The sequence below is a fragment of the Nonlabens ulvanivorans genome, from assembly GCF_032922765.1.
Classification (GTDB): domain Bacteria; phylum Bacteroidota; class Bacteroidia; order Flavobacteriales; family Flavobacteriaceae; genus Nonlabens; species Nonlabens ulvanivorans.
Window position 1 is genome coordinate 1400001 of record NZ_CP136694.1, and the last position, 14082, is coordinate 1414082.

Here is a 14082-nt window from a genome sequence, read left to right on the forward strand (position 1 = left end):
ATTCAGAATTAGCAATGTTGAACAACCAACCTCTAGAATTTCCTTTAAGTATTTTAATGAACTATTGTATAGCGAACCATACATTGTAGTCTCAGGCAGACTCGAACTGCCGACCTCTACATTATCAGTGTAGCGCTCTAACCAGCTGAGCTATGAGACTGTATAACTAAACAGACATAACTATCTAATTAAAAGTCTTTTCGACTTAATATATCAAGATTGACAACTTTAAAATATAAATAAACACGCTAATCAAATAGCTTAACCATACAAATCTATTGTTGTTCCATTATTTCAGGAACTCCAGAAAGGAGGTGTTCCAGCCGCACCTTCCGGTACGGCTACCTTGTTACGACTTAGCCCCAGTTACCGGTTTTACCCTAGGCAGCTCCTTGCGGTCACCGACTTCAGGTACCCCCAGCTTCCATGGCTTGACGGGCGGTGTGTACAAGGCCCGGGAACGTATTCACCGCATCATGGCTGATATGCGATTACTAGCGATTCCAGCTTCACGTAGTCGAGTTGCAGACTACGATCCGAACTGTGATAGGGTTTATAGATTCGCTCCCACTCGCGTGGTGGCTGCTCTCTGTCCCTACCATTGTAGCACGTGTGTGGCCCAGGACGTAAGGGCCGTGATGATTTGACGTCATCCCCACCTTCCTCACGGTTTGCACCGGCAGTCTCGCTAGAGTCCCCGACATGACTCGCTGGCAACTAGCAATAGGGGTTGCGCTCGTTATAGGACTTAACCTGACACCTCACGGCACGAGCTGACGACAACCATGCAGCACCTTGTAATATGTCCGAAGAAAAATCTGTTTCCAAATCTGTCATACTACATTTAAGCCCTGGTAAGGTTCCTCGCGTATCATCGAATTAAACCACATGCTCCACCGCTTGTGCGGGCCCCCGTCAATTCCTTTGAGTTTCATTCTTGCGAACGTACTCCCCAGGTGGGTTACTTATCACTTTCGCTTGGCCACTCAGACGTCAATTCGTCCAAACAGCTAGTAACCATCGTTTACGGCGTGGACTACCAGGGTATCTAATCCTGTTCGCTACCCACGCTTTCGTCCATCAGCGTCAATATATTGTTAGTGATCTGCCTTCGCAATCGGTATTCTATGTAATATCTAAGCATTTCACCGCTACACTACATATTCTAACCACTTCACAATAATTCAAGACTAACAGTATCAATGGCAGTGCCGGAGTTGAGCCCCTGCATTTCACCACTGACTTATTAGCCCGCCTACGGACCCTTTAAACCCAATGATTCCGGATAACGCTTGCACCCTCCGTATTACCGCGGCTGCTGGCACGGAGTTAGCCGGTGCTTATTCTTACGGTACCGTCAGCTATCCTCACGAGGATAGGTTTCTTCCCGTATAAAAGTAGTTTACAACCCATAAGGCCGTCTTCCTACACGCGGCATGGCTGGATCAGGCTTGCGCCCATTGTCCAATATTCCTCACTGCTGCCTCCCGTAGGAGTCTGGTCCGTGTCTCAGTACCAGTGTGGGGGATCTCCCTCTCAGGACCCCTACCTATCGTAGCCATGGGGAGCCTTTACCTCTCCATCTAGCTAATAGGACGCATACTCATCTATCACCGTAACCTTTAATTATAAAACCATGCGATTCTATAATACTATGAGGTATTAATCCAAATTTCTTCGGGCTATCCCTCAGTGATAGGTAGATTGTATACGCGTTACGCACCCGTGCGCCGGTCGTCAGCAGAAAGCAAGCTCCCCCTGTTACCCCTCGACTTGCATGTGTTAGGCCTGCCGCTAGCGTTCATCCTGAGCCAGGATCAAACTCTTCATCGTAGAATCTTTTTAAAGATCGTTTTATGACCTATATAATCAATACTACTTAATTAGCGTAATTGTGTTTATTTACATTAAATCTTACCAGAAAATATTATAAAATATCTCCTTATTATTTTTGTGCTGTCAATCAAAATCTCAATGAACTACTTCAAATCATAAAATTAAAACTTTGACAATCCTCTCCCGATTCTTGAACTAGTATTCTAACCTTCTTTGAAGAACTAACGCTCTACTTTAGACATCACGTCTGCTGCAAAGCGGGTGCAAATATACTCACGTTTTTCTCTACCAACCAAACTTTTTGTCAAATTAAATTAAAATAATTCGTAAAACACAAACAAACAAGTCATTACGAAAATGATTTAACAAATCTAACCCTTATCAAATATCGATAACGCAGATACATCAACATACTTGACACACTTAATCCTAGTAATAAGCCAATCCAAATACCTTGCCCGCCGTAATCAAGCACAATCCCTAAGTAGTAAGAAACAGGAAATCCGACTAACCAATATGCAATAAAACATATTGCACTAGGTATCCATACATCTTGTAATCCTCGTAATGCACCCAAGAAGACTACTTGTAAACCATCACTTACTTGAAAAAATGCAGCTACAATCAACAAACTAGAAGCAATATTCACTACTTCTACGTCTTGAATATAAATCCAAGGTAATTGATCCTTAAAAGCATAAAATATTACAGCAAAAATCACATCTAAAATTAATGTCAACAAGAATATAGATCTCGCAATTCTTTTAAGCTCTAAAATATTACCATTTCCCAGTTGATTACCAATTCTTATGGTCGCTGTTACACTAAGACCAACACCAACCATAAATGTCATTGCTGATAAATTGAGAGCAATTTGATTTGCTGCCTGACTTTTAGTACCCAACACACCACTAAGAATGATTGCTGCAGTAAAAAGACTAACTTCAAAAAACATTTGTAGCGCTGTAGGAAATCCTAAGTTCAATAATTTTTTAAATATTACAACAGAAAATGCTTCTACTGTAGAAAAATATCTTTTTAGCTCTACTTTTCGCGAAAGCAAAAACATCAAAACAGGAACCATGAGTATCCTTGCTACTAAAGTCCCATAAGCAGCTCCTTCAACCTCTAATCTTGGAAACCCAAACTTTCCATAAATCAATAAATAGTTCAAGATAATATTCACAATGTTTGCTATTATCGTAGCCTGCATGGCAAACACCGTCTTAGAAAGACCATCTGCAAATTGTTTAAACGACTGGAAAATCATTAAAGGAATCATGGATATCGCTACAATTCTCATATAAGGAATAGCTAAAATAATAACCTCTTCTGGCTGATCAAGGTAATACAAGATTGGTTCTGACAGAAATAGAAGAACACATAATATCACTCCATTAATTGTGGAAACTAAAACTCCATTGTGAAAAATACTTTTTACTTTTTGAAAATCACCTTTAGCATCAGCCTCAGCAACTAAAGGTGTTATCGCAAATGAAAAACCAATACCTATACTAAGGGCTATAAAAATTAATGTATTTCCTAGAGAAACAGCAGCTAGCTGAGCGTCACCCAATTTACCTACCATTACATTATCTGCAAATGCAACTAGAAGATGCGCTATTTGCCCAGCCATTATAGGATAAGCAATATTTAAATTCTTACCAAATTCACGTGTATAGTCCTGTAGTGCCATGCTTATCAAAAAGATGGCAAAGATAATGACAAAGAGCTACTCAAATTATGATATGAAAATCTTTAAAGTTAGAATTATCATAAATTGAAAAAACTATAAAGAGTTAACTATTCGTTTTCTAAAACTTTAATATAGTCATCAATTTTTTCAACGTCATTATCATCTAATTGTGGCATTACAATATGGGTTTTAGATTCTAGCGTCTGTAATAAGATATCGCAAACAATTTTACGCGCCATAGGTTTGTCATCAGATGGAATTATATACCAAGGAGCAATGTCTGTTGAAGTATTGGAAATAGCTTCTTCATAACAGCTCATGTATTTATCCCAAAGAGCTCTTTCTTTCAAATCACCTCCTGAAAATTTCCAGTTTTTTTCAGGAAGATGCAGTCTTCTCAACAATCTATTTTTTTGTTCGTCTTTAGAAATATTCAAGAAAAACTTAAAAATATATGTTCCGTTTTGAGAAAGTTCTTTTTCAAAATTATTTATCTGCTCAAAACGCATCTCCCAAAACTCTTCATTCACATCATCGGTACTCTTAATACCTGGTAAATTCTCAGCCATTAAGTATTCAGGATGTACACGTGTAACTAACACGTTTTCATAATGAGTACGATTAAAGATTCCAAAATAACCCTTTGATGGTAGCGCTATATAATGTCGCCATAGATAACCATGTGATAATTCCAGTTCAGTAGGTACTTTAAAACTGTGTTGTACGACACCACGAACATTAAAGTCTTTAAAAACTTCCCTTACCAAACTATCTTTCCCTGCAGTATCCATACCTTGAAAACAAACCAATACAGCATGGCGATCATGAGCATAGAGTTTTTCTTGAAATTTAGCTAACGCTCTTCGAGATTTTTCAAGTGATGCCTTTGCTTCTTTCTTACTCAATAATTCCTTAGGTGTAGTATCAAAATTACTTAACTTGATATCCCCAGAAGCGAGATAATTTAAAGGGTTGGTTTTCATACGTCTTTATTTACTAGCAAATGAATTAACATCTGTCTCACTTATTTCTTCACTACCTAAAATAATTAGTCGTTCCACGACATTACGCAGCTCTCTAATATTACCCGTCCAATCATAATTTTGCAGCTTTCCTACCGCTTTATCAGAAAACTCCTTTGTAGTACCACCATGTTCTTTTGCTATTTTAGCTGCAAAGTGCTTTATAAGTAACGGAATATCTTCACGTCTATCATTAAGCGATGGCACATTAATGAGAATAACAGCCAAACGGTGATATAAATCCTCTCTAAATTTATTTTCAGAGATCTCTTTTTTTAAATCCTTATTAGTAGCTGCAAGAATGCGCACATCTACTTTAATATCTTTATCACTACCTACTCTTTGTATTTTGTTTTCTTGTAGAGCTCTCAGCACCTTTGCTTGAGCTTTAAGACTCATATCTCCTATTTCATCTAAAAAAATAGTTCCGCCGTTTGCTGCCTCAAACTTACCAGCACGGTCCTTATTAGCTCCGGTAAAGCTACCTTTAACATGACCAAAGAGCTCACTCTCGATCAACTCACCTGGTATTGCAGCACAATTTACTTCGATAAACGGTGCTGATGATCGGTGGCTTTTTTCATGCAACCAATGTGCTACTAATTCTTTTCCCGTTCCATTGCCTCCCGTAATAAGAACACGAGCATCTGTAGGAGCTACCTTTTCAATAATGTTTTTGATAATAAATATCAGCTCACTATCACCGACCATTTCATAGTTCTTACTTACTTTCTTTTTTAGACGTTTATTCTCTACAACAAGACTTTTACGATCTAATGCATTACGAACTGTGTTAAGTAATCTATTTAAATCTGGCGGCTTAGAAATATAATCAAAAGCTCCTAAACGCATCGTATTGACAGCCGTATCTAAATCTCCATGACCAGATATCATAACAACTGGTATTTCAGGTTTGATTTTTTTGATTGCCTCTAGCACCTCAACTCCATCCATTTTAGGCATTTTAATATCACATAGAACTAGATCATAATCTTCTTTCTTTATGAGTTCAATGCCTTCTAACCCATCTACTGCTTCTGTAACAGTATAACTCTTATTCTCTTCAGACAGTATTTTACTTAATACACGTCTAATTGCTGCCTCATCCTCTATTAATAGAATATTTGCCATTTATATTTTAAATTTTATACCTGCTCTAGAATAGAACGTATTACTATCATTTACATTTTTAACATCATCACCACCTGCATCTCTTAACCTTATATCGTTAAAGATAGTATATCCAGTATACACATAAACACTAATATGTTTAGTAAAGTTATACTGATATCCAGGACCGGCCATAGCTGTAGTCATTGAAACATTATCTGCAACGCCATTAGTTGTGTTTACATTGTTTTGAATATTTCCATAAAACCCATCTAATCGTGCATATAATTGTACCATATTTTTATCATTAAAGCGATACACGAGATTCATTTTTGGAGCTCCTAAGGTGAAACTCCATTTTGGAGCAAATTCTCTGTAATAGTTCAAATACGGTAATGGAAAAGGACGTCCAGCAGTTGTGGAGTATTGAATCCCTACGACTAATCTCCAAGGTTTTCCACCATCATCTCTTTTTGTCATACTTTTAATAAAATAAGCGCTGGCCGTTAAAAAATAATCATCACTAATAGCTTTTCCTGCATCAAAATTTGATGCTGCTAACAAGCCTATACGAGTTCCTAATCTCCAGTTATTTTTTAAAGGCGTAGTGTAACCTAATGCAACTTCATAACTTTCATACCGATCAGTACCGAATTGTCTGAAATCTTCAGAATCTTTTACTACAAAGTGAACATTCCTGTATTCTAGATACGGAACGAGATAAGTACCATCTCCAATTTTAAGGGGTACATTCACAAAGGTTCTAAATCTCCTGAAACTATTGTCTGAATTGCGTTGTGGGAAATAGGTATACTCTGTACGGAACAAATCGGTACCTTGTGAATACGCTTTCGCGAAAGCGAGTATAAAAAAACAAATTAGAAGTCTTTTGAACATTAAATGGTTTTATCTTTTGATTGAAAAATATGAACATCCCTTTGTGGAAAAGGAATTGTAACATTTTGAGCTCTAAAGGATTTGTCAATAGCAAATCTCAACTCACTTTTAATACGAGGATCCACAAAACTATCTCGCACAAAAAAGTAAAGTGCAAACTCTAACGCACTATCTCCAAAATTATTGAACAAGACAAATGGTTGAGGACTTTTAAGTACACCGCTTTGATTAGTTGCGCACTCAAGCAACAGCCTTTTAACTAGTTCTGTATCGCTACCGTAAGCGACACCTACTTTTATATTTTCTCTCGTTTTTGGGTGGTTTTGGGTATAATTATATATTGTCTGTTGTAAAAATAAATGATTAGGAATCACTAGTACTTTATCATCTCTAGTTATAGCTCGTGTTGTACGCAATCGTATTTCAAAAACACGACCTACCTTACCTTCCATTTCTATAATATCATTCACTAACAATGACTTATCAACTAATATGGTAATTCCTGCAATTATATCCTTAAAAAAGTCTTGCAGGGCAAAACCAATACCTACAAATAATGCCGCACTAGCCGTTAATATAGCAGTTAAGTCTACACCAGAACTGTTGAGAACGATAATTATGACTATAATGTAAACTATGTAATTGAAAAACTTGAAAATACTATCAAATTTGAGCTTGTCGGTTTCATCCATCTTACGTGTAAGAAGTCTTTTTATACCTCTTAATGCAAGCGATGCTAAAACGATAGCCAGTATTGCCAGAATAATATGACCGGCGTCTAGATGAAAATCACCAGGTTTATCTGCACTGATTATTTCATAATCAAAGAATCCTTTAAGCTTTTTCCAAAGTTCTTTCATTAATACTTAAGCCATTTATATAGTTCTTTCCAATTTACTTTTTTACCATACATTAATATACCTACTCTGTATATTTTTGCAGCAAACCATGCCACACCAAAGATACTTACATATAGTAATAACATACTAAGTCCTATCTCCCAGTATGCAATCTCTCCAAAAGGAATACGCATTAACATCACTATAGGAGAAGTTAATGGGATATACGAAAATATGACTGCAACAGTTCCATGAGGATTATCCATGACAGAAAAGAATCCTACATAGATTGATAATATTAAAGGTAATATAACCGGTAGCATAAATTGCTGTGTATCTGTTTCATTATCTACAGCAGCACCTATCGCTGTATATATTGCTGCATATAAAAAGTATCCACCTATAAAATAAAGAAAGAAACAAATCACCAATTTAAGTAAAGGTAGCTGCATGATATCATTAATAATGAGCTGCATCTTATCCATATTCTCTAATTGGGACATGGCCATTTCGTTACCAGGACTCTGCACGGCTTCAGGCCCTAAAAATGTACTAGCAATGGTGAAGAGAATTCCGCCTAGTATTACCCAAATGATGAACTGAGTAATTCCCGCAAGCGATGTTCCGGTAATTTTACCTATCATTAAATAAATAGGTTTAATAGAACTAATAATAATTTCTATAATACGATTTGTTTTCTCTTCTATAACTGATCGCATTACCATATTACCATAAATGATAATAAACATCATTAATAAATATCCTGCTCCACCACCGAAAGCCATTTTAATCCATCCGTTTGCTTTACTGGTTTGCACACCAGTATAACTTTGTAATTTTAAGTCTGCTGTGATTTTAGATTCTTTAATAGTCTCTAGATTAATACCTCTGGCTACTAATCGGTCTTCTGTAGCTTTTTTACTAATCTTATCTTCTATCTCATTTATAAAACCTAAAGATGGAGAATCATCAGAATATAAGGTAACCTCACCTAACTGATTCTTATTTTCACTTATATGTATTAATCCATAATAATCTGCTGTTTTACTTGCGTCTATAGCTACCTGCAAATTATTATTTTCAAGTATTATATATTCTGTACGTTCTGAGTCTTCAAAAAGTGGAGCATATATACTCGTGTCATCTAGTATAGCAATTTTTCTAGTAGTATCATTATTAAGACTAGTAAGAAAGCCGACTAGTAAAGCAACACCCACAAATATCATAGGACTTACAAAAGTCATGATAATGAAGGTTTTGTTTCTGACCTTATTAAGGTATTCTCTTTTAATTATAAGCCACAACTTATCCATCTTGCTTCACTGTTTTAATAAAGATATCATTAACACTAGGTATAATTTCACTGAAATGGGTCAACTCGCCTAAACTCGTTAAATCATTTAACGACTGGGCTATAGTTATATCTTCTGGCAATCTAATTTTAAAATCTAATGTATTATCTAAACCAGATAACTCGATACCTTCTGCATTATATAAATCTGGTATTGATTGTAAAGTTCTAGCATTATCTTGAGTAATAAGTGACACAGCGTATTCTCTATTACGAAATTGTTGTTTCACCTCACTGAGTTTACCACTTAAAACTACGTTAGATTTATTGATAAGAGCTATGTGGTCACACATTTCTTCTACACTTTCCATACGATGGGTAGAGAATATAATAGTTGCTCCTTGATCTCTTAATTGCAAGATTTCATCTTTTATTAGATTTGCATTCACAGGATCAAAACCAGAAAACGGTTCATCAAAGATTAGTAAATCTGGTTCGTGCATTACCGTGACAATAAATTGCACTTTTTGAGCCATCCCTTTTGATAGTTCTTGTAATTTCTTGTTCCACCAGCCTTGCATTCCTAAACGATCAAACCAGTATTCTAATTTTGCCTTTGCTTCAGATTTTGAAAGACCTTTAAGCATGGCTAGATAGATACATTGTTCACCTACCTTCATGGATTTATACAGACCTCTTTCCTCTGGCATATAACCAATTTGTGAGATATGTTTAGGCTCAAGTGGTTCTCCATTAAGAAGAATATCACCACCATCAGGCATCGTAATTTGATTTATAATTCTGATTAAAGATGTCTTACCAGCTCCATTAGGTCCTAGTAATCCATAAACACTTCCCTTGGGAACTGCAATATTTACGTCATTGAGTGCCCTAAAGTCACCGTAACGTTTTACAATGTGTCTTGCTTCAAGCGTGTTCTTCATATTATATCTAAAGCTTGCTAATTTAAAAATATCTCGCACCTTCTAACGAGCATTTACATTTATTTAGGTTACAAATAACAAAAAACCCACCTTCCTAATTAATAGAAAGGTGGGAAAAATTGCTATGAAAAAGAAAAATAACATTTGGTTGGTTAACCAATTGTTAAACCAAATATATAATTAAATTTTCAATTATTTAAGATTCTTTTAAGAAAACATATCCTTCACTTTCTCAAAGAAAGATTTGTCCCCTTTTTCAGGTGCTGGTTCAAAATGCGAGTCTGCCATCATGGATTCAAAAAATTCTTTTTGATCTCTTGATAGGTTACGTGGCGTCCATACATTAACATGTACTAATAAGTCACCGGTTGCATAGCCATTAACATTAGGCATACCTTTACCGCGCAGTCGCAATATTTTACCGCTTTGTATTCCTGCTTCAATAGGAATACGAACTTTACCAGTTACCGTCTGAATTTCTTTAGTCGTTCCTAGAACCGCTTCTGGCACACTTACATAAAGATCATAATGTAGATTATTACCTTCACGCTGCAGTTCTGCATGTTCCTTAACCTCTATATCAACTAATAAATCACCGGATATTCCATTACCAGGTGCTTCATTACCTTTCCCGCTTACTTTTAACCTCATATCGGTTTCTACACCAGCAGGTATTTTGATAGATACAGTTTCCTCATCTATTACCAGTCCTTGTGCATCTGCTCCAGCTGGTTTTTTATCCATGGTTTGTCCTGCTCCACCACACACATTACATGGTGCACTGGTTTGCATACGACCTAAAATGGTATTCTGTATACGTGTAACCTGACCAGATCCACCACATGTAGTACATGTTTTATAGGTAACACCTGGTGCTTGCTTTTTACGTTTTACCTTAACTTTTTTCTCAACTCCTACAGCTGCTTCTTCTAGTGTTAAAGAAACTCTTATACGCAAGTCTTTTCCTTTAACTCTACGACGTCCGCCGCCACCGAAACCGCCGCCACCGCCGAAACCAGAGAATCCGCCGCCACCGAAAATATCTCCAAACTGGCTGAATATATCGTCCATATCCATGCCACCGAAACCACCGCCGCCGCCGAAACCGCCTGCACCACCTGATGTGTATGCTTGATGACCTAACTGATCATAACGAGCTTTTTTCTGCTGATCGCTTAAGGTTTCATAAGCTTCTGCTGCTTTTTTGAAATTCTCTTCTGCGGTTTCATCACCAGGATTTTTATCTGGATGGAATTCAATTGCTTTCTTACGGTAAGCCTTTTTAATTTCTGCTGCCGTGGCACTTTTTGAAATGCCTAATATGTCATAAAAATCTGCCATGTTATTGTCCTATAACTACTTTAGGGTAACGTATTATCTTATCACCCAGTTTATAACCTTGCTCAATTACATCAATTATTTTTCCTTTCATCTCATCACTAGGTGCAGGAATCTGTGTAATCGCCTCATGATAGTCTGCATTAAAAGCGTCTCCAGCTCTAACTTCCATTTGCTCTAATCCTTTACCATTTAAGGTATTGCGCAGTTTGTTAGAAATAAGAGTAACTCCTTCAATAAGGTTTTTATCTTCTGACTTATTGATCTCAATCATTGCTCTGTCAAAATCGTCTATAACTGGCAACATGTCTTTTAAAACACCTTCTCCAGCTGTTTTAAATAACTCGATACGCTCCTTTGCTGTGCGTCTTTTAAAATTTTCAAACTCTGCAAATAGTCTTAAGAACTTATCCTTTTCTTGTTGCAGTTGCTCTTCTAATTCTACTATAGGATCTTTTTGCTCTTGTTCTTCATCTGTAGTGTTATCATTTACACCATCCTGTTGATCAACAGTTTGCGATTCTAGATCGTTTAATTCTTGTTCTTCGTTTTTATTCTTTGCCATAACTGGTCTCCTAGTTTTGTTAGGAATTAATGGTTAACATATTGCCGTTGTTTGTTTAAATCGTGCTTTCGCGAAAGCGTAATCACAACAGCCTTTTTGCTCATTCTACATCCTATAGTCAAAAGTACTGCCATACAAAAATCAATGTCAAAATGTCACTGAAATATTTAATATAGTTTTAACGGCTTTATTTGTAGGTACATTTAATTTTACAATTCAAATTAAAAAATATAAACAATGAACACAACATCAATAAAATTAATGGGAATGGCTGCCGTGGTAGCGTTTACAATGTCATGTAAAGATGCACAAAATGAAGTAGAAGCTACTGCTGCCGAGGCTGAAGCACAAGCTACAGTTGAATCTATAACTTATAAGGTGGACACAGCGGCATCTAATATCGCATGGGTAGGTTCAAAGCCTACTGCAGACCACACTGGGAACATTTCTTTAACTAGCGGTATGGTAACTGTTAATGGTGAGTCACTAGAAAGTGGTGAATTTACCATTGATATGAAAAGTATTGAAGTAACTGACATAGAAGGTGAAGGAGCTATGAAATTGAAAAATCACTTATCTGGTACTGTTGAAGGAACTGAGACTGATTTCTTTAACGTAAATAAATACCCTACTGCAAAATTTGTTGTAACTGGAATTGAAGGAAACATGTTATCCGGTAACCTCACACTTAAGGATGTTACTAAAAATGTAACATTTGCTGTAACTGTTGCTTATGACGGTGATAAGATGATGTTAGATAGTGAAGAGTTTAAGATCAACCGTACAGACTGGGGAATTAAATATGGTTCACAGACTTTCAGTGATAAAGTATTAGATAGTGCTATCGCAGACGATATTAAATTAACTGTAAATCTAGTTGCTACTAAGTAATTAAGATTTGAGTGTAGATTGAAAGGAAAATCCCTGAGCAGCAGCTCAGGGATTTTTTATATATGACAATTAAAAGTAAACTACTTCCCTTAATCTATATATTGCTCTAATGCTTGATCCAGTTGTGGATATTTAAATTGATATCCGGCTTCTTCTATTCTCTCGCTACTTACATGCTGGCTCGATAATACTACCGCAGCCATCTCACCGAGCATAAGTTTCATTACAAACTTAGGTACATTAGGTAAAAAAACAGGTTTACCCATTGCTTTACCTATAGCTTCCATCATAGGCCTATTGCGCACTGGATGTGGAGCTACTCCATTATAAACGCCTTCTAGTCTATTCTCTGACAGATAGTAAAAAATCCCTACTAGATCATCAATAGCAATCCAGCTTTGCCACATTTTACCATTTCCAAATCCAGCGCCAGCATAATATTTAACCGGTTGTGCCATTTGTTCTAATGCGCCACCTTGTGCCGCTAGCACTATACCTATTCTGACAATGGATAATTGTACACCTGTTTCTCTAAATTGTTGCGCTATACTTTCCCACGCGATACAAACGTCTGCCAGATAATTATCTGCATATGGCGGAATGTCGTTTTCTTTAAAAGCCTCGGCATCTTGATCATCTGGATAAATACCTATCGCACTAGCTGTAATAACTTGCTGTACCGTGTGATCATTATCCTTCAATAAATCTACTAATAGTTGTGTACTATCAATACGGCTGGACATAATACTTTCTTTGGCTGCTGCTGTCCATCGTTGAAAAACAGATTCTCCTGCGAGATGAATTATCGTATCGACACCATCAATACAGCTAGAATCTATGGTCATGTTTTTAACATTCCACAAAAAGCCTTTATAATTAGGTTCTGTTCTAATCGCGCTGGAACGAGTGGTCAGATAATGAACTGTATGACCTTTTGAGATAAATAAATCTGCTATTTGCGAGCCTACTAGACCTGTCGCACCTGTTATTAATACATTCATATAGGTAAAGTTAGTCGCTAGCGACTAGTATGTAAAATGCTTTTGTATAGAATTAACTTTTAAGATGTTAGAATCTAGATCAATGAAGCCTTCTTTTATGTACCTTATTGAACTAAAAAAACCCATTACTAAAGAAAGTAATGGGTTTTTAAAAAAGGTATTAAGTTTAAAGTCTGATAGTCATTTCTGTATCTTCTTTTAAGGTAAATTTTGAATCTCCAAAAACTGGTGGTCCAAAACTCATCTGTCCTCCACTTACGTTATAATTTTCGGCAGGCATACCGTCTTTAAAGTCCATTCTTTGATTACCATTTAAGTCATGTAATACTATAATAGCATATTCTCCTGGAGCAACATTTTCAAAAGTTACAGTCGCTACTCCATCTTCAATTTTTACCGCAGCGCTTTGCACAGGTGCTGCTACCATAAATGTTTCTTTAGTATTAAGTGCAAACACCATTTCACCTTTATCGCTAGTCGCGTTAGGAACGGTAACTTTTAAAGTGTGTGTTGTTTCTTGAGCAAAACTTAATAGTGAAATAAATAATGTGATTGTTGTGATGATAGTTTTCATAATTGTGTGGTTTTTGTTGTTTGATGAGACAAATATGCATCACGCTTTCGCGGAAGCGAACTTTAAACGACCCAACTG

General features: G+C 36.5%; 12 protein-coding genes, 1 tRNA gene and 1 rRNA gene. 1 reads left to right on the forward strand and 13 read right to left on the reverse strand.

Annotated elements, in window-relative coordinates:
* Positions 1-86: 86 nt before the first annotated feature.
* The 11 genes from R1T42_RS06345 to R1T42_RS06395 form a co-directional block, all read right to left on the reverse strand.
* A tRNA-Ile gene (locus R1T42_RS06345) sits at positions 87-160 on the reverse strand.
* A gap of 147 nt (positions 161-307) precedes the next feature.
* Positions 308-1833, reverse strand: a 16S ribosomal RNA gene (locus R1T42_RS06350).
* Between the two features lie 352 nt (positions 1834-2185).
* Positions 2186-3532, reverse strand: a complete 1347-nt coding sequence (locus tag R1T42_RS06355) for an MATE family efflux transporter (RefSeq protein WP_317291729.1) — start codon at positions 3530-3532, stop codon at positions 2186-2188.
* Positions 3533-3639: 107 nt separating this feature from the next.
* The gene (locus tag R1T42_RS06360) at positions 3640-4515 is read right to left on the reverse strand and encodes a PPK2 family polyphosphate kinase (protein ID WP_317291730.1); all 876 of its coding nucleotides are present in this window, start codon (positions 4513-4515) and stop codon (positions 3640-3642) included.
* 6 nt (positions 4516-4521) lie between these two features.
* The gene (locus R1T42_RS06365; RefSeq protein WP_036584666.1) at positions 4522-5685 is read right to left on the reverse strand and encodes a sigma-54-dependent transcriptional regulator; all 1164 of its coding nucleotides are present in this window, start codon (positions 5683-5685) and stop codon (positions 4522-4524) included.
* A complete protein-coding gene (locus R1T42_RS06370) occupies positions 5686-6561 on the reverse strand; it encodes a DUF6268 family outer membrane beta-barrel protein (protein WP_317291731.1) in 876 nt (291 codons plus the stop codon).
* Positions 6561-7421 carry a mechanosensitive ion channel family protein gene (locus R1T42_RS06375; RefSeq protein ID WP_317291732.1) on the reverse strand — a complete coding sequence of 287 codons (861 nt, stop codon included), beginning with the start codon at positions 7419-7421 and terminating at the stop codon, positions 6561-6563. The genes R1T42_RS06370 and R1T42_RS06375 overlap by 1 nt, the downstream gene beginning before the upstream one ends.
* A complete protein-coding gene (locus R1T42_RS06380) occupies positions 7421-8713 on the reverse strand; it encodes an ABC transporter permease (protein WP_317291733.1) in 1293 nt (430 codons plus the stop codon). Before R1T42_RS06380 ends, R1T42_RS06375 begins: the two co-directional genes overlap by 1 nt.
* Positions 8706-9635 (reverse strand): ABC transporter ATP-binding protein, encoded by a 930-nt coding sequence (locus tag R1T42_RS06385; protein ID WP_036584655.1) that lies wholly within the window; start codon positions 9633-9635, stop codon positions 8706-8708. Before R1T42_RS06385 ends, R1T42_RS06380 begins: the two co-directional genes overlap by 8 nt.
* A gap of 207 nt (positions 9636-9842) precedes the next feature.
* Positions 9843-10976: a molecular chaperone DnaJ gene (dnaJ, locus tag R1T42_RS06390; RefSeq protein WP_036584653.1), complete on the reverse strand. Its 1134-nt coding sequence runs from the start codon at positions 10974-10976 to the stop codon at positions 9843-9845.
* 1 nt (position 10977) lies between these two features.
* Positions 10978-11538 (reverse strand): nucleotide exchange factor GrpE, encoded by a 561-nt coding sequence (locus R1T42_RS06395; RefSeq protein ID WP_036584651.1) that lies wholly within the window; start codon positions 11536-11538, stop codon positions 10978-10980.
* A gap of 237 nt (positions 11539-11775) precedes the next feature.
* Here R1T42_RS06395 and R1T42_RS06400 point away from each other — a divergent pair, with 237 nt between their 5' ends.
* Entirely contained in the window at positions 11776-12429 is a 654-nt protein-coding gene (locus R1T42_RS06400) for a YceI family protein (protein WP_317291734.1), read from the forward strand.
* A gap of 89 nt (positions 12430-12518) precedes the next feature.
* Here R1T42_RS06400 and R1T42_RS06405 read toward each other — a convergent pair whose 3' ends face one another.
* Both R1T42_RS06405 and R1T42_RS06410 read right to left on the reverse strand, forming a co-directional pair.
* Positions 12519-13430 (reverse strand): TIGR01777 family oxidoreductase, encoded by a 912-nt coding sequence (locus R1T42_RS06405; RefSeq protein WP_036584647.1) that lies wholly within the window; start codon positions 13428-13430, stop codon positions 12519-12521.
* Between the two features lie 166 nt (positions 13431-13596).
* The gene (locus tag R1T42_RS06410; RefSeq protein ID WP_317291735.1) at positions 13597-14004 is read right to left on the reverse strand and encodes a DUF2141 domain-containing protein; all 408 of its coding nucleotides are present in this window, start codon (positions 14002-14004) and stop codon (positions 13597-13599) included.
* Positions 14005-14082: the final 78 nt, after the last annotated feature.

Coding starts and splice junctions, on each gene's coding strand:
- R1T42_RS06405 (WP_036584647.1), bottom strand. CDS start 13,430: ATGAATGTATTAATAACAGGTGCGACAGGTCTAGTAGGCTCGCAAATA.
- R1T42_RS06375 (WP_317291732.1), bottom strand. CDS start 7,421: ATGAAAGAACTTTGGAAAAAGCTTAAAGGATTCTTTGATTATGAAATA.
- R1T42_RS06370 (WP_317291731.1), bottom strand. CDS start 6,561: ATGTTCAAAAGACTTCTAATTTGTTTTTTTATACTCGCTTTCGCGAAA.
- dnaJ (WP_036584653.1), bottom strand. CDS start 10,976: ATGGCAGATTTTTATGACATATTAGGCATTTCAAAAAGTGCCACGGCA.
- R1T42_RS06380 (WP_317291733.1), bottom strand. CDS start 8,713: ATGGATAAGTTGTGGCTTATAATTAAAAGAGAATACCTTAATAAGGTC.
- R1T42_RS06395 (WP_036584651.1), bottom strand. CDS start 11,538: ATGGCAAAGAATAAAAACGAAGAACAAGAATTAAACGATCTAGAATCG.
- R1T42_RS06360 (WP_317291730.1), bottom strand. CDS start 4,515: ATGAAAACCAACCCTTTAAATTATCTCGCTTCTGGGGATATCAAGTTA.
- R1T42_RS06355 (WP_317291729.1), bottom strand. CDS start 3,532: ATGGCACTACAGGACTATACACGTGAATTTGGTAAGAATTTAAATATT.
- R1T42_RS06400 (WP_317291734.1), top strand. CDS start 11,776: ATGAACACAACATCAATAAAATTAATGGGAATGGCTGCCGTGGTAGCG.
- R1T42_RS06385 (WP_036584655.1), bottom strand. CDS start 9,635: ATGAAGAACACGCTTGAAGCAAGACACATTGTAAAACGTTACGGTGAC.
- R1T42_RS06410 (WP_317291735.1), bottom strand. CDS start 14,004: ATGAAAACTATCATCACAACAATCACATTATTTATTTCACTATTAAGT.
- R1T42_RS06365 (WP_036584666.1), bottom strand. CDS start 5,685: ATGGCAAATATTCTATTAATAGAGGATGAGGCAGCAATTAGACGTGTA.